Below are 20749 nucleotides of genomic sequence, written 5' to 3'. Positions count from 1 at the left end.
CGCCCACCGACCAGCACACCCACCGACCACACCGAATCCAGGACAGGCAGCCGTGCGCGACCAGCTCAAGACCGAGGCGGAGCAGCCGCCCGCCGTCCCGGGCCAGCGCCGCCAGGTCCCGGCCCGGGTGCAGGCCCCGGCGAAGCCGCCGACGGCAGGGCCGGACCGCGCCGAGGTGGCGGACCGGCTCGCCTACCTCGACGCGGCGACCCGGCGGATCAACAGCGCCCTCGACCTGTCCGCGACCCTGCGCAACATCGGCCGGGTGCTGGTCCCGACCCTCGCCGACGCGGCCGTCGTCCACCTGCGCGACCCGCTGCCCAACGTCGAGCGCGAGCCCGGCTTCCCGGAGGAGCTGCGGATCCACCACAGCACCGGCACCCGGATCGGTCGCCGCGGCCGCAAGGGCGGCGTGGACGACCGGCACCGCTCCCGGTACGGCTCCCGCTCCACCGCCGACCCGGGCCCGGCCGTCCCGGTCACCCGCGGCGGCGCGCTCGCGCACGTCCTGCTGAGCCGCCGTCCGGCCGAGTCGGCCCTCCTGGGCACGCCCGCCGCCGAGCGCACCGAGACGCTGCTGCGCGAGCTGTACGGCACCCGCGGGCTGGCCCGGCTGGCCGCCGGCACCTCGGTCCTCGCCCTGCCGCTGCGCGGCCGCAAGGCCGTCCTGGGGCTGCTGGTGCTGATCCGCCGTCCCCCTGAACGCACCGGCCGCCCGGCCTTCGACGCGGCCGACACCGCGACCGCCGCGCACCTGGCCACCCAGGCCGGGCTGGCGGTGGACACCGCGCTGCGGTACGCCCGCGAATGGGAGATAGCCAACGAACTCCAGCGCAGCATGCTGCCGTTGCGGCTGCCGCAGCCGCACGGCGTCCGGCTCGCCCAGCGCTACCTGCCCGGCGAGCGCGGCGCGCAGGTCGGCGGCGACTGGTACGACGCGGTGCCGCTGCCCGGCAACCGGGTCGCGCTGATCGTCGGCGACGTGATGGGCCACTCGCTCACCTCGGCCGCCATCATGGGCCAACTACGCACCAGCGCCCAGACCTTGGCCGCCCTGGACCTGCCGCCGCACGAGGTGCTCTACCACCTGGACGAGCAGGCCCAGCGGCTCGGCCGCGAACAGCACCTGGCCACCTGCGTCTACGCGGTCTACGACCCGATCGCCAACCGGGTGGTGCTGGCCAACGCCGGGCACGTCCCGCCGGTGCTGGTCCGCCCGGACGGTACCGCCGAGTTGGTGGAGCTGGACTCCGGGGCGCCGATCGGGGTCGGCGGGGTGGACTTCAACTCCGTCGAACTGCCCGCACCGCCCGGATCGGCCCTGCTGCTGTTCACCGACGGCCTGGTGGAGACCCGCAGCCGGGCGATCAGCGACGGCCTGGAGGTGCTCCGGGCCAGGATCGCCGCCGCGCGCTGGCAGTCCCCCGAGCAGCTGTGCCAGGAGGCGCTGCGGATCCTGCCGCCCGGGGACCGGGGCGACGACATCGCCCTGCTCGGCGCCTGCTTCGACGGCATCCCGGCCGGGGACGTCGCCCACTGGTACCTGCAGCCGCGCAACGAGACGCCCGGCCGGGCGCGCCGGCTGGCCGCGCACACGCTGCGCCGCTGGGGGCTGGACGAGCTGAGCGAGGCCACCGAGCTGATGGTCAGCGAGCTGGTGACCAACGCCGTCCAGCACGCGACCCGACCGGTCACCCTGAGCCTGGTGCGCACCACCCGGCTGCGCTGCGAGGTCGGCGACGACAGCCCGCTGCTGCCGCGGCCGCGCCGTGCCGGTCCGGAGGACGAACGCGGGCGCGGGCTGCAGATAGTGGCCCGGTGTGCGGACCGCTGGGGCGCCACCCGGCTGGGCACCGGCAAGGTGGTCTGGTTCGAGCAGCGGCTGCCCCAGTAGCCGTTCGCCATGACGACCGTGGAACAGCCTTGAAATAGCCCCGGAACAGCCGGGCGCCCGGCGGGAGCGGGTCCCCCCGGGCGCGTCGAAGGGGTCGTCACACCCCGGCGGGCTCCTTCGCCGGCCGCCGCTCCTCCAGCCGGGCGACGAGCTGCTCGCCCTCCATGTCGACCTTCGGCACGACCTTCTCCAGCCGCTTCGGGAACCACCAGGCCGCCTTGCCGAACAGCGCCATCGCGGCCGGCACCAACGCCATCCGCACCACGAAGGCGTCCACCAGCACGCCCACCGCGAGGGCGAAGCCGATCGGCTGGACGATCGGGTCGTGGCCGAAGACGAAGGCGCCGAACACCGAGATCATGATCAGCGCGGCCGCGGTCACCACCCGGGCGCCGCCCTTCACCCCGCCGACGACCGCCTCGCGCGGCTCCTTGCCGTGGACGTACTGCTCCTTCATCCCGGAGACCAGGAACAGCTCGTAGTCCATCGCCAGCCCGAACAGCACGCCGATCAGCAGGATCGGCACGAAGCTGACCACCGGGCCGACCTTGGGCACGTCGATCAGGCCGTCCAGCCAGCCCCACTGGTAGACCGCGACCACCGCACCGAGCGAGGCCACGATGCTGAGCAGGAAGCCGAACACCGCCTTGAGCGGCACCAGCACGGAGCGGAAGGCCAGCGCCAGCAGCACCAGGGCGATGCCGACGATCACCGCGACGAACGGCGGCAGGGCCTGGCCGAGCTTGGTGGAGACGTCGATGTTGGCGGCGGTGGTGCCGGTGACGGCGATGCTCGCGCCGGTCGCGGACCTGAGCTCGGCGCGCTGGTCGCGGATCTCGTTGACCAGCGCCTTGGTGTCCGCGTGGTCCGGGCCGGTCTGCGGGATGACCGGCACCAGGGCGGTCCGGCTGGCCTGGTCGACGGTCGGCGGCAGCAGCGTCTTGACGCCCTTCAGGGTCTGCAGCTTCCCGGCCACGCCCTGTACCGCCTGCTCGGGCCGGGGCGAGTCATGGGCGTCCACGACGACCACCAGCGGTGCGTTGAAGCCCGGGCCGAAGCTCTCGCTGACCAGGTCGTACGCCTTGCGGGCGTCCGTCCCGGCGGCCTGCGAACCGCCGCCCGGCAGGCCGAGGTCGAGGCTCGCGGCGGGCACCGCGAGGGCGCCCAGCGCGGCCAGGCCGACCAGCAGCACGGGCAGCGGGCGGCGGACCACGAAGCGGGCCCAGCGCTCGCCCGTGGTGGTCCTGCCGTGCATGGTCAGCGCCCGCTTCCAGACCGGCAGCCGGTCGATCGCGCGGCCGGCGAAGCCGAGCACCGCGGGCAGCAGGGTGATCGCGACCAGGACGGCGACCACCACGGCCCCGGAGGCGGCCAACCCCATCACGGTGAGGAACGGGACGCCGGCCACGGCGAGCCCGGCGAGCGCCACGACGACGGTCAGGCCGGCGAAGACCACGGCGCTGCCGGCGGTCGCGGTGGCCCGGGCGGCGGCCTCCTCCTCCTCCAGGCCCTCGTCCAGGTTGCGACGGTGCCGGAAGAGGATGAACAGCGCGTAGTCGATGCCGACCGCGAGGCCGACCATCAGGGCCAGCACCGGCGCGGTGGTGATGATCTCGAACGAGCCGGTGAGCGCCAGCAGCCCGCCCATGGCCACGCCGACGCCGACCAGCGCGGTCAGCAGCGGCAGTCCGGCGGCGACCAGCGTGCCCAGAGTGATCACCAGCACCGACCCGGCCACCACCAGGCCGATCGACTCGGAGCCGCCCTCGATCTGGGCCAGCTTGTTGTAGACGTCACCGCCGAAGGCCACGTCCAGCCCGGCCGCGCGGACCGGTTCGGCGGCCGCCTTCACGGCGTCGCGCTGCTGGTCGGTGACCTCGGCGAGCTTGTGGTCGAAGGAGACCAGGGCGATCGCGACCTTCCCGTCCGGGGAGACGGCGCCGGTGGCGTACGGGTCGGGCACCGCGGCCACGCCCGGGACGTGGGCGATCCGGCCGACGGCCTCGCCGACCGCCTTGCCCGCCCCGGGCGTCGCGATGCCGCCGGCGTCCTTGGCGACGAAGACGACCTGCGCGGAGCCGTGACCCTGCGCCGGGAAGGTGCCCTTGATCTTGTCCAGGGTGCTCTGGGCCTCGGTGCCGGGGACCTTGAACTCGTCGCTGGTCCGGCCCGCGAAGGCCCCCGCGGCCCCGCCGATCGCGATCAGCAGGGCGATCCAGACGGCCAGCACGGCTCGCCGTCTCCGGAAGCAGTAGCGGCCCAGCCGATACAGGTACGTGGCCATGGGTTCCCTCGGTCGGATCGTCGGACAGGCGGCTGCCTGAGCGGACCCCTCCCACGGTAGACCCAAGTTTGTCGAGTGACAAAGTTGGACGACAAAATCGTTCGACGCAGTTCACCGACACAGTTGCCCGACCATGGCGCTACCCTGGCTGAATGGCTCATGTCCCCGCCTCCGAACGCCGACCACAGCTGGTCCGGGCCGCAATCGACCTGATGACCCGGGAAGGGGTCGCCGCCGGCAGCACCCGCGCGATCGCAGCCGAACTGGGCGTGGCACAGGCGACGGTGCACTACACCTTCGGCACCAAGAAGGACCTCTACCGGGCCGTCGTCGAGGAGGTGGCGGCCCAGTTCATCGGCCAGGTGCGCGCCGCGTCCCCGGGCGACGGCCCGTTCGGCGAGCAGGTGCGCACCCTGGTGCACGCGCTCTGGGAAGCCGCCACCGGCGAGGACGGGCGCTGCGTGCTGCTCAGCGAGTTCTCGGCACTGGCGATGCGCGACCCGGACGTGCAGGAGATCATGCTCGGGCTGGACCACGCGATCGAGGGCACCGCCACCGAGATGCTCGCCGCCCTCGCGACCGACCACGGACTGACCCTGGCCATGCCCGCCCACGAGATCGCCGTCCACTTCCTCAGCGGCTTCGACGGCCTGACGGCCCGCCACCTCACCCGGCACGCCTCCGGCGAGCCCGCCGACCCGGACACCCTGCGGGCGCTGGACCTGCTGGTGGCCACGACGGTCGGACTCTGCCTGGGCGCCCCGGCCACGGTCGGCCGCGGCACCTGACGCCGTTCACCGTAGGCAGGCCCTAGGCGACGATCCGGACCGGCAGTTCGACCAGCACCTCGCGCAGCGCGGCCGCGAAGCGCTCGTACTCCGCGCTGCGGGCCGAGCCCGGGCGGGTGGCCAGCCCGATCCGGCGGCCCGGCGCCGGATCGGCGAAGCGGACGGCGGCCAGCCGGTCGGTGCGGCCGGCCTCGACCTCCAGCGCGGTCGCGGGCAACAGGGTCACCCCGAGGCCCCCGGCGACCAGTTGGACCAGGGTGGACAGCCCGGCCGCGCGGGTGGTGGAGCCGACCGGGTCGGCGCCGACCTCACGGCAGATGTCCAGCGCCTGGTCGCGCAGGCAGTGACCCTCCTCCAGCAGCAGCACGTCCAGGTCGAGCAGCACGTCACGCGGGACGTCGATCCGCCCGGCGAGCGGGTGCCCGGGCGGGGCGACCAGGACGAAGTCCTCGTCGAACAGTGGGATGTCCCGGGTCGGCGAGGCCCCGCCGGCCGGCAGCGCGAGCAGCAGTACGTCCAGCCGCCCGGCGGCCAGGCCCTCCAGCAGCGAGGGGGTGCGCTCCTCGTGGACGTGCAGCTCCAGCTCCGGGAACCGGTCGCGCACCAGCTTCAGCACCAGGGGCAGCAGGTAGGGCGCGACGGTCGGGATCACGCCCAGGTGCAGCGGCCCGGTGAACGGCCGGCGGGCGGCCTCGACCTCCTCGGTCAGCGCCTGGAGGGAGGCCAGCACCCGACGGGCGTGCTCGCGCACCCGCTCCCCCAGCGGGGTGACAATCACCTTGCGCGTCGTACGCTCGACCAACTGCGCGCCCAGCGACTCCTCCAGCGCCGCGACCGCCCCGGACAGCGCCGGCTGGCTGGTCCCGGTCGCGGCGGCGGCCTCCCGGAAGTGCCGGTGCTCGGCCACCGCGACGAACGCCCTGAGCTGGGCGACCGTCGGCATCCGCGGGCTGCGGACCGAGGCGCCCGCCACAGCCGGATCGGACTTGGCGGCGGTGGACCTGCGGGCGGCGGGCCGGGACGTGGGCGTTTCAGTACTGATAGCAATCTCCGATCAGACACATCCAGTGTAGCTATTTCCCTGATCAGTCCACGATGTGGAATCGTGGGGCGTGTCCGGAATCCGGACGAAACTCCCCTCAGCCTCATGTTCTGGAGAAGCGAACGTGCTCACGATCGGTGACAAGTTCCCCGAGTTCGACCTCAAGGCCTGCGTTGACCTGGACGCCGCGAGCGCCTTCGCCGACATCAACCACAAGACCTACGAGGGCAAGTGGAAGATCGTCTTCTTCTGGCCGATGGACTTCACCTTCGTCTGCCCGACCGAGATCGCCGCGTTCGGCAAGCTGAACGACGAGTTCGCCGACCGTGACGCCCAGATCCTCGGCGTCTCCGGCGACTCCGAGTTCGTGCACCACGCCTGGCGCAAGGACCACAAGGACCTGCGCGACCTGCCGTTCCCGATGCTGGCCGACATCAAGCACGACCTGATGCGCGCCTGCGGCGTCGAGGGCGAGGACGGCACCGCCCAGCGCGCCGTCTTCATCGTCGACCCGAACAACGAGATCCAGTTCGTCATGGTGACCGCCGGCTCCGTCGGCCGTAACCCCAAGGAGGTCCTGCGGGTGCTGGACGCCCTGCAGACCGACGAGCTGTGCCCGTGCAACTGGAACAAGGGCGAGGACACCCTCGACGCCCAGGCCCTCCTGGCGGGCTGACCCCATGGCCCTCGACGACCTCAAGGCCGCCCTCCCGGACTACGCCAAGGACCTCAAGCTCAACCTGGGCTCGGTCATCGGCAACTCCGACCTCCCCGCCCAGCAGCTCTGGGGCACCGTGCTGTCCTGCGCGATGGCCACCCGCAGCCCCGGCCTGCTGCGTGAACTGGAGCCCGAGGCCAAGGCCAACCTCTCCCCGGAGGCGTACACCGCCGCCAAGGGCGCGGCCGCGATCATGGGGATGAACAACGTCTACTACCGGACGCTGCACCTGCTCTCCGACAAGGAGTACAGCACGATGCGCGCCGGTCTGCGGATGAACATCATCGGCACCCCGGGCGTCGAGAAGGTCGACTTCGAGCTCTGGTGCTTCGCGGTCTCGGCCATCAACGGCTGCGGCCAGTGCCTCGACTCGCACGAGGCCGTCCTGCGCAAGGCCGGCGTCGATCGCGAGGTCATCCAGGCCTCCATGAAGATCGCCGCCGTCCTGCAGGCCGTGGCCGGCGTCCTCGACTCCGAGGCCGCCCTCGCCTGACACACCCGGCACCCCGCTGACGGGCCCCTCCGCCTCCGGAGGGGCCCGTCAGCGTTTCCCCACCCCGGGCATTCCCAACTCCGCTACCGCGCAAGGCGATCCGCGCACGACACATTCGGCCCGAGGGGGGAACCGAGTTGTCCGACCATCCGGAGAGCGGTGGGGGCGTCCAGATCAACGCGTGCTGTCCGGCCGGATGGGCTAGTCCGTGGCGGGCTCCGCCGCCGGAGCCGCCGGAGCAGGCCGGGCCGGCTGAGTCGCCGGCTGGGTCGCCGCCGTGCGTTCGGCGGCTTCGCGGGCGGCTTCGAGGGCGGTGAAGACGGCCTGGCCGGCCTCGTTGCGGCGGCGGAGATGGGTGATCACGGTGTTGGTGACGGCGATCAGCGGGACGGCGACCACCGCGCCGCCGATGCCGCCGATGATGCTGCCGGCCGCGACGCCGAGGACCACGCCGAGGGGGTGGACCCGGACGGCCCGGCCGAGGATCAGCGGCTGGAGGATGTGGCTCTCGATCTGCATCACCGCGATCAGGACCAGCAGCACCATCAGCGCCGTCCACGGCCCCTGGGTGACCAGGGCGATCAGGACCGCGACGGTGCCGGTGATCAGGGCGCCGACCAGCGGGACGAAGGCGCCCAGGAAGATGATCACGGCCAGCGGCACGGCCAGCGGGACGCCGAGCAGCTCGATGCCGGTACCGATGCAGACCGCGTCGATGAAGGCCACGCCGACCGTGCCGCGCACGTACGCGGTGAGGGTGATCCAGGCCTTGGGGCCGGCGCCGGCCATCGCGAAGCGGGAGTGCCGGGGCAGGCCGCGCAGCGCCCAGTTCCAGATCTTCGCTCCGTCGTAGAGGAAGAAGAAGGTGGTGAAGAAGGTCATCAGCAGCGCGGTCAGCACCTCGACGGCGATCTGCGCGCCGGTGATCGAGGCCGAGGTGAGCTGGTCGGTGTTGGTGGTGATGGCCTTGGTGATCTGGTTGGCGAAGTCGGTGATCTGCTGCTGGGTCAGGTGCAGCGGTCCGGTGACCAGCCAGTCCCGCAGCTGGTTGACGCCGGTCTTCACCTGGTTGGTGACGTCCGGCAGGTTGGTGGTCACCTGCCAGACCACGAACCAGCCGACCAGCCCGATCCCGGCCAGACCGCTCAGGAACACCCCGCCCGCCGCGAGTGAGCGCGGTACGCCGTGCCGGCGCAGCCAGGAGACCGAGGGCTCCAGCAGCGCGGTGATCAGCAGCGAGGCCAGCACCGAGAATGCGACCAGCCGCAGCATGTCGACGACGTAGAAGACGACGTACAGCGCGGCGCCGAGCAGCAGCAGCCGCCAGGTCGACTCGGCGGCCACGCGCAGTCCCCAGGGCACCGCCTCGGCGGGGGTGGCGGGCCGGCCCGGGTGGTACTCCCGACCGAGCCCGACGTTCGCGGCGTTCGCGGCGTTCGCGGCCGGTGCGGGCGGAGCGACCGGGGCCGCCGCCGCGGGCACGGTGGCCGTGACCGTCGCGTTCTCGACGGGTTCGGCGGCCGGGTCGGCCCGCGGTACCGGGACCGGTCCGGGCACCTCGGCGAGGGCCAGGGCGGGAAGCTCGTGCGGGTCGGCCGCCATCGCGGCGCGTCGGCGCCGTTCGATCACGGCGGCCGCGCTTGCCACCACGGCCATGCCCTTGGCCACGGCCTTGAAGGCCTTTCCGCCCCGCGCCATCCTCGCTACCGCCGCTTCCCCGCTGTGTCCGCCGAGACCGGCGGTACGCCGTGGGTCCCGCCACGGCCGTCAGGGATGACGCTACCCGGCGGGGGCCGGACGAGTCCGCCCCCAGGGGGTTCGATTCGATCTCCTCATTCCTCGTCCTTGGACAAATCGCAGCATTACCGGTGGTTTCGTCCACACGCCGCTGGGGAGGAGTCCGAACGGGACACGCGGGTCGTCCCGCTCGTCCCAGTCGAGCCAACCGCCGGCGGACCGGCCGGTGCGGGAAGCAACCAGGACCCCTTCCCGCGCCCCGCGTCCGCACCCAGGACCGCACCGCCCGCGGGCGCACTGGTCAGCGCAGCCCGGGCGGCGCGGCCCGCCTTTCCCGCCACCCGCCCCCCGGCGACATCGCGACGGGGAAACGCCACGGCCCCCGGCCGCTCGTCGAACGGGACGAGCGGCCGGGGGCCGTGCGGGGTGCGCCGCCCGGGGGCGGCGGCCACCTTCAGAGCAAAGGGCGCCCTAGTACCAGCTGTGGGCCTGCCAGAACGACCAGGCGCCGCAGGGACTGCCGTAGCGGTCGTTCATGTAGTTGAGGCCCCACTTGATCTGGGTGGCCGGGTTGGTGCGCCAGTCGGCGCCGACCGAGGCCATCTTGGAGCCGGGCAGCGCCTGGACCAGGCCGTACGCGCCGGAGCCGCTGTTGGTCGCGGTGTAGTCCCAGCCGCTCTCGCGCTTCACGATCTGGCTGAAGCACTGGAACTGGGTGTCGTTGCCGACGATCTGCCGGGCCATGTCCTGGACGGAGCCGGGGCTGACCGAGACGGGCGGCGCGCTGTTGTCCACCGCGGTCATCGCCGAACGCGCCTTGGAGCGGTTGGCGGCGGCGTCGGCGGCGGCGCGCTGGTCGGCGGCGGCCTTGGCGGCCTTGTCCGCGTCAGCCTTCGCCTGGGCGTCGGCCTTCGCCTGGGCGTCCGCGGCGGCCTTCTGGCGCGCGGCCTCCTCGGCGGCCTTCTGCTCGGCAGCGGCCTTGGCGGCGGCGTCGGCGGAGGCCTGCTGGGCGGATGCCTGCTGGCCGATGTTGTCACTGATGGTCTGCGCCTGGGCGCCAGAGGGGACTTCGGCAAGCAGGGTCGCGCCGGCGACGTCGACCGTCTGCATGGTCTTGCCCTCGCTGCCCGAGGCCATACCCACGACGGCACCGACAGCGGTGACGGCGGTGGCGGAGGCCACAGCAACTCCCCGGACCGAGATCCGAGTCACATGGTTTCCTTCCAGCATCGCCCATGCGTGACCGTACGGGCGCAACATGCCCCTTGGCGCGGACCTCCGCAGATGCTCTGGTCACGGGAGGTGCTGGCCCGGCGTCCGGCCGAGGTGAGGCGACCGGGCGTTGGAATCGGGCGGCGTACGGCTCATCGGTCTTCAATTGTGCGTCCACCGACCGGAGTTGGCGGACTTTCCGGGGCCGGACCTCCGGGGTCCGGAAGCCCTGCCGCGCCGTACGCGGGGCCTGACAGAACCCTCACCATGCCGTACCGGGCACTGTCGACGCAATTCCCGCTCACGTGGCGCATGTCACATTCGCCGTACGGGAGTTCTTCGGACAGAAAGCACTCGATGTGATGAATGGGACGGGGCCCGATCCGCCAGGAACGGGCCCCGCACCGCGAGTTGACCTCATTGTCCGACTATGTCTAGGTCAGGGACGATTCACGGGTGGATGTCCTCCAGCATCTCCGTGACCAGCGCCGCGATCGGCGAACGCTCCGAGCGCGTGAGCGTGATGTGAGCGAAGAGCGGATGACCCTTCAGCTTCTCCACCACCGCCACCACACCGTCGTACCGGCCGACCCGGAGGTTGTCCCGCTGCGCCACGTCGTGGGTGAGCACCACCCGCGAGCCCTGGCCGATCCGGGACAGCACCGTCAGCAGGACGTTCCGCTCCAGCGACTGGGCCTCGTCCACGATCACGAAGGCGTCGTGCAGCGAGCGCCCCCGGATGTGGGTCAGCGGCAGGACCTCCAGCATCCCCCGGGCGATGACCTCCTCGATCACGTCCGGGGTGGTGACGGCGGACAGGGTGTCGAAGACCGCCTGCGCCCAGGGGCCCATCTTCTCCGCCTCGGTGCCCGGCAGGTAGCCGAGTTCCTGGCCGCCGACCGCGTACAGCGGCCGGAAGACCATCACCTTGCGGTGCTGCCTCCGCTCCAGCACCGCCTCCAGCCCCGCGCACAGCGCCAGCGCCGACTTCCCGGTGCCGGCCCGGCCGCCCATCGACACGATGCCGATGTCCGGGTCGAGCAGCAGGTCCAGCGCCACCCGCTGCTCGGCACTGCGACCGCGCAGCCCGAACGCCTCGCGCTCACCGCGCACCAGCCGGACCCGCCCGTCGCCGGCGACCCGGCCGAGCGCCCGGCCGCGCTCCGAGGTGAGCACCAATCCGGTGTGGACCGGCAGCTCGGCGGCCCCGTCGATGTCCACCGCGGCGTCATGGCCGGCCGCGAACAGGGCGTCCACCTGGTCGGCCGCGACGTGCAGCTCGGACATGCCCGTCCACCCGGAGGTGATCGCGAGCTCGGCACGGTACTCCTCGGCGAGCAGGCCCACCGAGCTGGCCTTGATCCGCAGCGGGAGGTCCTTGGAGACGACGGTGACGTCGTAGCCCTCGGCCTGCAGGTTGCGGGCGACCGCAAGGATCCGGGTGTCGGCCTCGCCGCCGCCGGCCCGGTAGCCGACCGGCAGTATCGAGACATCCGAGTGGTTGAGCTCGACCCGGATCGTCCCGCCGAGTTCGCCGACCGGGATCGGCTCGTCGAGCCGGCCGTGGCGGATGCGGTAGTCGTCGAGCAGTCGCAGCGCCTGGCGGGCGAAGTAGCCCAGCTCCGGGTGGTGCCGCTTGGCCTCCAACTCGGTGACGACCACCACCGGGAGGACGACCTCGTGCTCCTCGAAGCGGGTCATGGCGAGAGGGTCCGCCAGGAGCACGCTGGTGTCGAGAACGTACGTGCGCCGGTCTGGTGTCCGGCGGCTCTTGGAACTGACCACTAGGCCTCCAGAGCGGATGACCCTGCGTCATCCGCGGCATGCCGGCCCCCGCTGCCCCGGTGGCCTCGGGGCCGGACTGACTGGAGTATTCCCAGGCGAGGAGCGGTGCATTCGCGCCCCCGGCGAACTGACGGATCATTGCCGGTGAACGTTTGGCCTCGCGCGCAGCCCGGGTAGGCCAGCCCTACGGCGGTCATTTCCGGGGGCTGGGGCCCAGGGGCGGGCCTAGAGCCCCATCCGCCGGTGCCGCTCCTCGAACGCGCGCAGGGCGCGCAGGAAGTCGACCTTGCGGAAGGCCGGCCAGTAGGCCTCGCAGAAGTAGAACTCGCTGTGGGCGCTCTGCCAGAGCAGGAAGCCGGAGAGGCGCTGCTCGCCCGAGGTGCGGATGATCAGGTCCGGGTCGGGCTGGTTGCGGGTGTAGAGGTGCTCGGCGATGTGCTCGACGGTCAGGATCTCGGCCAGTTCCTCGATCGGGGTGCCGCGGCCGGCGTGCTCCTGGAGCAGCGAGCGGACGGCGTCGGCGATCTCGTGCCGGCCGCCGTAGCCGACCGCGACGTTGACGGTGATGCCGTCGATCGCGGCGGTCTCCTCGGCCGCGCGCTTGAGCACGTCGGCGGTGTGCTGCGGGAGCAGGTCCAGCGCGCCGACCGGGTTGACCCGCCAGCGGCGGGCGGCGGCCAGGCCGGTGACGGCGTCCTCGATGATGCCGAGCAGCGGGACCAGTTCGTCGGCCGGACGGTCCAGGTTGTCGGTGGAGAGCATCCACAGGGTGACGACCTTGACGTGGGTCTCGTCGCACCAGCCGAGGAACTCGCTGATCTTGTCGGCGCCGCGCTGGTGGCCGTACGCGGTGGAGCCGCCGGCGGCCTTGGCCCAGCGGCGGTTGCCGTCCAGGATCACGCCGATGTGGTGCGGGGTTCGGCCGAGGTGGACCTCGACCCGGCGGCCGTACAGCCGGTACATCCCGCCCAGCAGGGTGCGCAGCCCCGGCGTCCGTTCGGCGACATCGCGCAGACCCATTTCTCCCGGCCCCTCCGTGCTCGTTCAGCTGGTGCGTCACCGCACCGGCGCAGCCTACTCCCGCGCGCTGGCGCACGGTAAAGCCGCAGGTAGCGGTCTGGTCACGGTCCTGTACGAAGTCTGTCGTGGCGCGCGTGTCCGGGGGGCCGCCGGGCCGAAACCGCATGGACACGGAACGGTCTCCGAATCCTTAAGGAATCCGTAAGCCGACTGTCCGATGCTTGACGACCGGCAATGGTCTAGTCCAACTTTTGACCCGGGGCGACAGGTTCCCCCGCGTCCCGCAAGGCTCACCCCGGACCTCCCCTCCCCCACACGCGGCCGCCGCGCCCCCCACCGCGGCGGCCGCTCCTCCCCCAGGAGCGTCGCCCCATGGCCCGTACGCCGAACCAGCCCGCCCACCAGCGCCGGCGCAGCCCCCTCCCGGCCGTCGCGGCCGGTGCCACCGCCCTCGCCCTGACCGGCGGCGGCCTCGCCCTCTTCGCCGGCGGCGCCAGCGCGGCGGTCGGCAACCTGGTCACCAACGGCGGCTTCGAGAGCGGACTGGGCGGCTGGTCCTGCAGCGGCGCCGCGACCACGGTGCCCTCGCCGGCCCGCTCCGGCACCGGCGCGCTGCAGGCCACCCCGGGTGCGGGCGACACGGCCGAGTGCACCCAGACCATCAGCGTGCTGCCCAACACCAGCTACACCCTGAGCGCCTGGGTGCAGGGCTCCTACGTCTACCTCGGCGCGCGCGGCACCGGTGGCACCGACCCGTCCACCTGGTCGAACCAGAACAGCTGGAACCAGCTGTCCACCACCTTCACCACCGGGGCGAACGCCACCAGCGTCACGGTCTACCTGCACGGCTGGTACGGGCAGAGTGCCTACCTCGCCGACGACGTCGCGCTGGTCGGCCCGGGCGGCACCCCCACCCCGTCGCCGACGGCCACGCCCACCCAGACGCCGACCCCGACCCCGACGGCCACCGCCACCCCCACCGCGACGCCCACCCAGACCACCACGCCGACCCCCACGGCCACCCCGACCACCCCGCCGGCCACCGGCCTGCCCGCCCACGTGGTCACCGGCTACTGGCAGAACTTCGACAACGGCTCGACCCCGCAGCGCCTGAGCGACGTGCAGAACGCGTACGACATCATCGCGGTCTCCTTCGCCGACGCCGTGCCGACCCAGACCGGCGCGATCAGCTTCACCCTGGACCCGGGCCTGTCCAAGGCGCTCGGCGGCTACACCGACGCCCAGTTCCGCGCCGACATCAAGGCCAAGCAGGCGGCCGGCAAGAAGGTCATCCTCTCCATCGGCGGCCAGAACGGCGCGATCACCGTCGGCGACGCCACCGCCGGGGCCAACTTCGCCAACAGCGCCTACGGGATCATCAAGGACTACGGCTTCGACGGCATCGACGTCGACCTGGAGAACGGCGTCCAGGCCGGCCCGCTCGGCGACGCGCTGCACGCCCTGCAGGCCAAGGTCGGCCCCGGCTTCGTGCTGACCATGGCCCCCGAGACCATCGGGATGTACAGCACCTCCGGCGCCTACTTCCAGCTGGCGCTGAACACCAAGGACATCCTGACCGTCGTCAACACCCAGTTCTACAACTCGGGCGGCATGAACGGCTGCGACGGCAAGGTCTACAACCAGGGCACCATCGACTTCATCACCTCGCAGGTCTGCACCCACATCCAGGGCGGCCTGCGGCCCGACCAGGTCGGCATCGGCGTCCCCGCCTCCGGCAAGGCGGCCGGCGGCGGCTACGTCGACCCGTCGGTGGTGAACAACGCGCTGAACTGCCTGGCCACCGGCAACAACTGCGGCAGTTTCGTGCCGCCGGCCAAGTGGCCCACCATCCGGGGCGCGATGACCTGGTCCACCAACTGGGACGCCAACAACGGCAACGCCTTCTCCGACGCGGTCGGCCCGTTCGTCCACAAGATGCCGTGAGGCCCTCCGGGACGTAACTCCCCTCGGCGCGCAGCTCCTTGAGGGTGGGGCCCGCGCACCGACGGCGGGGCCCGTCGTACCGACTCCGGTACGACGGGCCCCGTCCGCTATCCGGCCAGTACCGCGACGAGGGCGCCGAGCAGCAGGAACGGGCCCACCGGAACGTCCCGTCCGCGCACCTTGCGGCGGCGGGCCAGCGCGGCGACGACCAGCAGGGTGGCCCAGAGCCCGGCGAGCACCAGCGCGGCGAACAGCCCGGCGAGCGCGACCGGCCAGCCGTACCAGCCCAGCAACCCGCCCAGGGCGAACCCGAGCGGGGAGTCCCCGGGGCCCAACGCCTTCGCCCAGACGGCGAGTTCGAGCAGCATCCCGACGGTCAGCGCGGCCAGCAGGCAGCGCACCAGCACCCCGGGGCGCCCCTCGGCCAGGGCCGCCACCGTCAGCAGTACGGCCACCCCGGCGAGCAGCGCCAGGTTCAGCAGGTGCGGCAGCCGGCGCACCCGCGCGTCCACGAAGCCGAGTGCCACGCCGAGCGCGCCCGCCCAGCCCAGGGCCATCGTCTGCGGCCCGTCCGCCGCGTACGCCACCGCGACCGCGACCGCCGCCGCGACCGCCTCCACCGTCCCGGCGCCGGCGCCCAGCCTCCCCCGGCAGCCCGGGCAGCGCCCGGTCGGCGGCAGCAGTCGCACCGCGCGCCCGCACAACGGGCAGGCCTCGCACCAGGGTTCGCCCTCGGGCACGGCAAAGTAGGCGATCAGCCCGCGCAACGGCGGGGCCACCAGGAGTCCGACCAGCACCGCCGCGGTCATGACCGGTACCACCGGCGCACCTCCTCCTCGATCCGACGCACCGGCCACATCCTCCCGCGCCGGGCGACCGGGCAGTGTGCCGTCCGTCTCGTTCCGAGCGGAATCCAGCACGAGCTCCTCACATACAGGACCATTTAGGACATTCGGCCACCGGTTTGGAAGGCGGTCGAACGCCGCCGCCTGTCGATCCAAGGAGGCCGCTCGGGGCGCGTTCACCCGTGTCCCAGGACACCCGACGCGTGCCCCTAAAGTAAGCAGGCATGCAGGTCATCCAGTCCAGCAAGCTCGCCAATGTCTGTTACGACATTCGCGGCCCGGTACTCGACGAGGCGATGCGGCTGGAGGAACAGGGCCACCGCATCCTCAAGCTCAACACCGGCAACCCGGCCACCTTCGGCTTCGAGGCGCCCCCGGAGATCCTCCAGGACATCCTGCGCAACCTCGGGAACGCGCACGGGTACGGCGACTCCAAGGGCCTGCTCTCCGCGCGCCGCGCGGTGGTCATGCACTACGAGGACCGCGGCCTACACGGGCTCTCCGTCGACGACGTCTTCCTCGGCAACGGCGTCTCCGAGCTGATCCAACTGGCCATGACCGCGCTGCTGGACGACGGCGACGAGGTGCTCGTCCCGGCGCCGGACTACCCGCTGTGGACCGCCTCGGTCTCGCTGGCCGGCGGCACCGCCGTGCACTACCGCTGCGACGAGCAGGCCGAGTGGTACCCGGACCTGGCCGACATCGAGGCCAAGGTCACCGACCGGACCCGGGCCATCGTGGTGATCAACCCGAACAACCCGACCGGCGCGGTCTACCCGCGCGAGGTGCTGGAGGGCATCGTCGAGATCGCCCGCCGGCACCAGCTGGTGGTCTACGCGGACGAGATCTACGACAAGATCCTCTACGACGACGCCGAGCACGTCCCGCTGGCCACCCTGGCCCCGGACCTCTTCTGCGTCACCTTCAACGGGCTGTCCAAGGCCTACCGGGTCGCGGGCTTCCGCTCCGGCTGGATGGTGCTCTCCGGCGACCGCAACCGCGCCCACAGCTACGTCGAGGGCCTGACCGTGCTGGCCTCGATGCGGCTGTGCGCCAACATGCCCGCCCAGCACGCGGTGGCCGCCGCGCTCGGCGGCCGACAGTCGATCCGCGACCTGGTGCTGCCCGGCGGTCGGCTGCTGGCCTCCCGCGACGCGGCGTACGAGCTGCTGAACCAGATCCCGGGGGTCAGCTGCGTCAAGCCCAAGGGCGCGCTGTACGCCTTCCCGCGGCTGGACCCGAAGGTCTACAAGATCAAGGACGACGCCCAGATGGTGCTGGACCTGCTGCGCTCCCAGCGCATCCTGCTGGTCCAGGGCACCGGCTTCAACTGGCCCGAGCCGGACCACTTCCGGCTGGTCACACTGCCCCGGGCGGAGGAGATCACCGACGCGGTGACCCGGATCGGCGACTTCCTCAGCGGCTACACCCAGCCGTGAGCCCGCACGGATCCGGAAAAGCACTACGGCCGGAGTCCCGGTCCGGGCGGTCTCCTTGGTCGGGGAAAGACCGCCCGCCGGAACTCCGGCCGTCCTGTCACTCGGCGGGCGCGCGGTTCGTGCCGCGCGCCCACCTCTCGCTCGGCTGAGGCTCAGCCGAGGCGCGCGACCAGGCTCCGGTACTCGTCCCACAACTCCTTCGGGGTGTGGTCGCCGAACAGCTCCAGGTGGGCCGGCACCAGCGCGGCCTCCTGGCGCCAGATGTCGGCGTCCACGGTGAAGAGCAGGTCGAGGTCCTCCTTGGACAGCTTCAGGTCACCGAGGTCGAAGCCGTCGACCGTCGGCAGCACGCCGATCGGGGTCTCGACGCCCTCGGCCGTGCCCTCCAGCCGCTCGACGATCCACTTGAGCACGCGGCTGTTCTCGCCGTAGCCGGGCCAGACGAACTTGCCCTCGGCGTTCTTGCGGAACCAGTTGACGTAGTAGATCTTCGGCAGCTTGGTGGCGTCCGCCTGGGCGCCGACCTTCAGCCAGTGGGCGAAGTAGTCGCCCATGTTGTAGCCGCAGAACGGCAGCATCGCGAACGGGTCGCGGCGCAGCTCGCCGACGGTGCCCTCGGCGGCGGCGGTCTTCTCGGAGGCGATGTTGGCGCCGAGGAAGACACCGTGCTGCCAGTCGAAGGACTCGGTCACCAGCGGGACGGCGGTGGCGCGGCGGCCGCCGAACAGGATCGCCGAGATCGGCACACCCGCCTGGTCCTCCCACTCCGGGGCGATGGTCGGGCACTGCGCGGCCGGGACGGCGAAGCGGGCGTTCGGGTGGGCGGCCGGGGTGCCGGACTCGGGGGTCCAGTCGTTGCCGCGCCAGTCGATCAGGTGCGCCGGGGGCTCCTCGGTCAGGCCCTCCCACCACACGTCGCCGTCGTCGGTGAGGGCGACGTTGGTGAAGACGGTGTTGCCCCAGAGGGTGTCGATGGCGTTGGCGTTGGTGTCCACGCCGGTGCCGGGGGCGACGCCGAAGAAGCCGGCCTCGGGGTTGATGGCGTACAGGCGGCCGTCGGCACCGAAGCGCATCCAGGCGATGTCGTCGCCGATCGTCTCGACCTTCCAGCCCGGGACGGTCGGCTGGAGCATGGCCAGGTTGGTCTTGCCGCAGGCCGACGGGAAGGCGGCCGCGACGTACTTGACCTCACCGGACGGCGGGGTGAGCTTCAGGATCAGCATGTGCTCGGCCAGCCAGCCCTCGTCGCGGGCCATGGTCGAGGCGATGCGCAGGGCGTAGCACTTCTTGCCGAGCAGGGCGTTGCCGCCGTAGCCGGAGCCGAAGGACCAGATCTCCTTGGTCTCCGGGAAGTGCGAGATGTACTTGGTGCTGTTGCACGGCCACGGCACGTCCGCCTGGCCCTCGGCCAGCGGGGCGCCGACGGTGTGCACGGCCCTGACGAAGTCCCCGTCCTCGCCGAGCTGGTCGAGCACGGCCTGGCCCATGCGGGTCATCACGCGCATCGACACCGCGACGTAGGCGGAGTCGGTGATCTCGACGCCGTACGCGGCCAGCGGGGAGCCGACCGGGCCCATCGAGAAGGGCACGACGTACATCGTGCGGCCCTTCATCGCACCGCGGAACAGGCCCTTCTCACCCTGGAAGACCTCCCGCATCTCGGCGGGGGCCTTCCAGTTGTTGGTCGGGCCGGCGTCCTTCTCCTGCTCGGAGCAGATGTAGGTGCGGTCCTCCACGCGCGCCACGTCCGTCGGGTCCGAGGCGGCGTAGTAGGAGTTGGGGCGCTTCTCCTCGTTGAGCTTCTTGAAGGTGCCCTGAGCCACCAGCAGGTCCGCGAGGCGCTGGTACTCCTCGTCGGAGCCGTCGCACCACTCGATGCGGTCCGGCTGGGTGAGCTCGGCGATCTCGCTCACCCAAGCGAGCAGCTGCTTGTGGCGGGTGGGCGCGGATGCGCTGAGAGCAGAGATCTCGTACGACACGATCGCTCCGTTTCACGCCGACTCGGCGAGGAGGCGGCGTCGCGGGGGTCTGAGGGTGCTTGCAGCGTAGCCCCGGACTTCGGGCCTGAATGCGGCGCAGCGGCGAAATTGACGCATCTTTTACTACAGTAAGTACGATTACTAGCCAGTAACAGGTCGTTCACGCCCCGGCCGGAGTGCGCGGGGCCACACTTCAAATACTCCATAACGTCCAAGAGTGACGATCGCCACTTCATTACGCGCCAGTAACCTACGGATCCGTAGGTAACGGGTAACATGCTGTGCATGACTGCTGCCGCGCTCGCCGAGCGCCTCGCGGAGGACCCTGCCGAGAGCAGGGAGAGCAAGCCGAAGTGGCGTGGCTGGCTGCACGCCGGGATGTTCCCCGCCACGGTCGCGGCCGGGATCGTGCTGATCTGCCTGGCCGACTCCACACCCGCCAAGGTCGCCTGCGCGATCTACTCGGTCAGCGCCTGGCTGCTGTTCGGGGTCAGCGCGGTCTACCACCGCTTCGACTGGGGCCCGCGCGGGGACGCCGTGCTCCGCCGGCTGGACCACGCGAACATCTTCCTGATCATCGCGGGCACCTACACGCCGTTCACGATCCTGCTGCTCAAGGGCGACAGCCGGCAGGTACTGCTGTGGGCGGTCTGGGGCGGGGCGCTCGCCGGGATCGCCTTCCGGGTGTTCTGGGTCGGCGCGCCGCGCTGGCTGTACACGCCGGTGTACATAGCGCTGGGCTGGGCCGCCGCGTTCTTCCTGCCGGACTTCCTGCGCACCGGCGGGGTGGCCGTCCTGGTGCTGATGATCGTCGGCGGGGTGCTCTACAGCATTGGCGGCGTGGTGTACGGGCTCAAGCGGCCCAACCCCTCACCGCGCTGGTTCGGCTTCCACGAGGTGTTCCACGCCTTCACCCTCGGAGCCTTCATCGTGCAGTACGTCGGCATCTCACTGGTGGCGTACAGCACGGCCGGCTGAACCCGGCGCGTTTCGACGGGCGGTCGTGCGGTCCACGGACCGGACGGCCGCCCGTTCCGCTGTCCACGGCCACTCGTACGGGGCCCGGCCCTGCGGGCGGCGCGGGTACGGCTGGCGGTCGGCCGCGCCGGACTCCGGCTGCTGGGCCCGCGCGAGCTCGGCCGACTCCGACGCGAACTCCGGCTCGGGCTCCGGGCGCACGGCATCCGCGCCCCGCCCGCGCGCCTGCCGCGCGTCCAGCGCCTCGCGCGCCCGGCGGCAGCGCTCGCAGTGCGCCGCATCCGGGGTGCCGCGCAGCCGGCGGTGCCCGGCCGGGGAGGGCTGCCGGTGCAGCGCGCGCCAGCGGCGGCCGACGTACACCATGAGCAGCAGCACCTCGACCCCGGCGACGCCGAGGACCAGCGCGGCGCCGTTGATCAGATAGGCGGCGACCACGGCCAGCGCCGAGCTCACCACCGCGGCCGCGCCCCGCACCTGGGCACTCGCCTGCCTGTCGTCACTGTCGGCCACTTCGGCTTCCCCTTTCCCGGCGCCGGGCTCGTGGTCGGCTCCTGCCGCCCCACCCCTTCTCCGCTCTCGGCACGCGTCGGC

16 protein-coding genes are annotated in these 20749 nt (G+C 72.1%); 7 read left to right on the top strand and 9 right to left on the bottom strand.

The window, feature by feature from the left end:
- Positions 1 to 52 precede the first annotated feature (52 nt).
- Positions 53 to 1894 carry an ATP-binding SpoIIE family protein phosphatase gene (locus ACWC9T_RS02775; RefSeq protein ID WP_449819243.1) on the top strand — a complete coding sequence of 614 codons (1842 nt, stop codon included), beginning with the start codon at positions 53 to 55 and terminating at the stop codon, positions 1892 to 1894.
- Positions 1895 to 1991: 97 nt separating this feature from the next.
- Here the strand turns inward: ACWC9T_RS02775 and ACWC9T_RS02770 are convergent, their stop codons facing one another.
- Entirely contained in the window at positions 1992 to 4178 is a 2187-nt protein-coding gene (locus ACWC9T_RS02770; RefSeq protein ID WP_449819242.1) for an MMPL family transporter, read from the bottom strand.
- Between the two features lie 152 nt (positions 4179 to 4330).
- Between ACWC9T_RS02770 and ACWC9T_RS02765 the strand changes: the two genes are divergently transcribed.
- On the top strand, positions 4331 to 4966 hold the full coding sequence (locus tag ACWC9T_RS02765) for a TetR/AcrR family transcriptional regulator (RefSeq protein ID WP_449819241.1): 636 nt from the start codon (positions 4331 to 4333) through the stop codon (positions 4964 to 4966).
- Positions 4967 to 4988: 22 nt separating this feature from the next.
- Here the strand turns inward: ACWC9T_RS02765 and ACWC9T_RS02760 are convergent, their stop codons facing one another.
- Complete coding sequence (locus ACWC9T_RS02760; RefSeq protein WP_449819346.1) at positions 4989 to 5909, bottom strand: LysR substrate-binding domain-containing protein; 921 nt, start codon at positions 5907 to 5909, stop codon at positions 4989 to 4991.
- Between the two features lie 223 nt (positions 5910 to 6132).
- Here ACWC9T_RS02760 and ACWC9T_RS02755 point away from each other — a divergent pair, with 223 nt between their 5' ends.
- Together ACWC9T_RS02755 and ACWC9T_RS02750 are read left to right on the top strand one after the other, a co-directional pair.
- The gene (locus ACWC9T_RS02755; RefSeq protein ID WP_270144493.1) at positions 6133 to 6684 is read left to right on the top strand and encodes a peroxiredoxin; all 552 of its coding nucleotides are present in this window, start codon (positions 6133 to 6135) and stop codon (positions 6682 to 6684) included.
- Positions 6685 to 6688: 4 nt separating this feature from the next.
- Entirely contained in the window at positions 6689 to 7219 is a 531-nt protein-coding gene (locus ACWC9T_RS02750) for an alkyl hydroperoxide reductase (RefSeq protein ID WP_396246840.1), read from the top strand.
- A 201-nt stretch (positions 7220 to 7420) separates the two neighbouring features.
- Here ACWC9T_RS02750 and ACWC9T_RS02745 read toward each other — a convergent pair whose 3' ends face one another.
- The 4 genes from ACWC9T_RS02745 to ACWC9T_RS02730 all read right to left on the bottom strand — a co-directional run bounded on the left by ACWC9T_RS02745 (position 7421) and on the right by ACWC9T_RS02730 (position 12973).
- On the bottom strand, positions 7421 to 8917 hold the full coding sequence (locus tag ACWC9T_RS02745) for an AI-2E family transporter (RefSeq protein ID WP_449819240.1): 1497 nt from the start codon (positions 8915 to 8917) through the stop codon (positions 7421 to 7423).
- A 510-nt stretch (positions 8918 to 9427) separates the two neighbouring features.
- Positions 9428 to 10168: an aggregation-promoting factor C-terminal-like domain-containing protein gene (locus tag ACWC9T_RS02740; protein WP_449819239.1), complete on the bottom strand. Its 741-nt coding sequence runs from the start codon at positions 10166 to 10168 to the stop codon at positions 9428 to 9430.
- Between the two features lie 450 nt (positions 10169 to 10618).
- A complete protein-coding gene (locus ACWC9T_RS02735; protein WP_449819238.1) occupies positions 10619 to 11953 on the bottom strand; it encodes a PhoH family protein in 1335 nt (444 codons plus the stop codon).
- Between the two features lie 225 nt (positions 11954 to 12178).
- Positions 12179 to 12973 carry an isoprenyl transferase gene (locus ACWC9T_RS02730; protein WP_449819237.1) on the bottom strand — a complete coding sequence of 265 codons (795 nt, stop codon included), beginning with the start codon at positions 12971 to 12973 and terminating at the stop codon, positions 12179 to 12181.
- Between the two features lie 372 nt (positions 12974 to 13345).
- On the opposite strand from ACWC9T_RS02730, the gene ACWC9T_RS02725 reads away from it, so the two are divergent.
- Entirely contained in the window at positions 13346 to 14917 is a 1572-nt protein-coding gene (locus tag ACWC9T_RS02725; RefSeq protein WP_449819236.1) for a chitinase, read from the top strand.
- A gap of 107 nt (positions 14918 to 15024) precedes the next feature.
- Here the strand turns inward: ACWC9T_RS02725 and ACWC9T_RS02720 are convergent, their stop codons facing one another.
- Positions 15025 to 15738 carry a prepilin peptidase gene (locus ACWC9T_RS02720; RefSeq protein WP_449819235.1) on the bottom strand — a complete coding sequence of 238 codons (714 nt, stop codon included), beginning with the start codon at positions 15736 to 15738 and terminating at the stop codon, positions 15025 to 15027.
- 248 nt (positions 15739 to 15986) lie between these two features.
- On the opposite strand from ACWC9T_RS02720, the gene ACWC9T_RS02715 reads away from it, so the two are divergent.
- Positions 15987 to 17201 carry a pyridoxal phosphate-dependent aminotransferase gene (locus ACWC9T_RS02715; protein WP_449819234.1) on the top strand — a complete coding sequence of 405 codons (1215 nt, stop codon included), beginning with the start codon at positions 15987 to 15989 and terminating at the stop codon, positions 17199 to 17201.
- Positions 17202 to 17353: 152 nt separating this feature from the next.
- Here ACWC9T_RS02715 and ACWC9T_RS02710 read toward each other — a convergent pair whose 3' ends face one another.
- A complete protein-coding gene (locus tag ACWC9T_RS02710) occupies positions 17354 to 19180 on the bottom strand; it encodes a phosphoenolpyruvate carboxykinase (GTP) (RefSeq protein ID WP_449819233.1) in 1827 nt (608 codons plus the stop codon).
- Between the two features lie 285 nt (positions 19181 to 19465).
- Here ACWC9T_RS02710 and trhA point away from each other — a divergent pair, with 285 nt between their 5' ends.
- Positions 19466 to 20158, top strand: coding sequence for a PAQR family membrane homeostasis protein TrhA (trhA, locus tag ACWC9T_RS02705; protein WP_449819232.1), 693 nt, complete (start codon positions 19466 to 19468; stop codon positions 20156 to 20158).
- On the opposite strand, the gene ACWC9T_RS02700 is transcribed toward trhA, so the two are convergent.
- Entirely contained in the window at positions 20129 to 20668 is a 540-nt protein-coding gene (locus tag ACWC9T_RS02700) for a hypothetical protein (protein WP_449819231.1), read from the bottom strand. The genes trhA and ACWC9T_RS02700 overlap by 30 nt on opposite strands.
- Positions 20669 to 20749: the final 81 nt, after the last annotated feature.

It is taken from the genome of Kitasatospora sp. NPDC001159 (genome assembly GCF_053598235.1).
The sequence above is the reverse complement of the archived record's forward strand: the minus strand, read 5'-3'. Positions and strand labels throughout refer to the sequence as shown.

What these genes read in the sequence shown, in the direction of transcription:
- ACWC9T_RS02770 (WP_449819242.1), bottom strand. Translation starts at nt 4,178, where the DNA reads ATGGCCACGTACCTGTATCGGCTGGGCCGCTACTGCTTCCGGAGACGG.
- ACWC9T_RS02765 (WP_449819241.1), top strand. Translation starts at nt 4,331, where the DNA reads ATGGCTCATGTCCCCGCCTCCGAACGCCGACCACAGCTGGTCCGGGCC.
- ACWC9T_RS02760 (WP_449819346.1), bottom strand. Translation starts at nt 5,909, where the DNA reads ATGCCGACGGTCGCCCAGCTCAGGGCGTTCGTCGCGGTGGCCGAGCAC.
- ACWC9T_RS02750 (WP_396246840.1), top strand. Translation starts at nt 6,689, where the DNA reads ATGGCCCTCGACGACCTCAAGGCCGCCCTCCCGGACTACGCCAAGGAC.
- ACWC9T_RS02745 (WP_449819240.1), bottom strand. Translation starts at nt 8,917, where the DNA reads ATGGCGCGGGGCGGAAAGGCCTTCAAGGCCGTGGCCAAGGGCATGGCC.
- ACWC9T_RS02730 (WP_449819237.1), bottom strand. Translation starts at nt 12,973, where the DNA reads ATGGGTCTGCGCGATGTCGCCGAACGGACGCCGGGGCTGCGCACCCTG.
- ACWC9T_RS02725 (WP_449819236.1), top strand. Translation starts at nt 13,346, where the DNA reads ATGGCCCGTACGCCGAACCAGCCCGCCCACCAGCGCCGGCGCAGCCCC.
- ACWC9T_RS02715 (WP_449819234.1), top strand. Translation starts at nt 15,987, where the DNA reads ATGCAGGTCATCCAGTCCAGCAAGCTCGCCAATGTCTGTTACGACATT.
- trhA (WP_449819232.1), top strand. Translation starts at nt 19,466, where the DNA reads ATGACTGCTGCCGCGCTCGCCGAGCGCCTCGCGGAGGACCCTGCCGAG.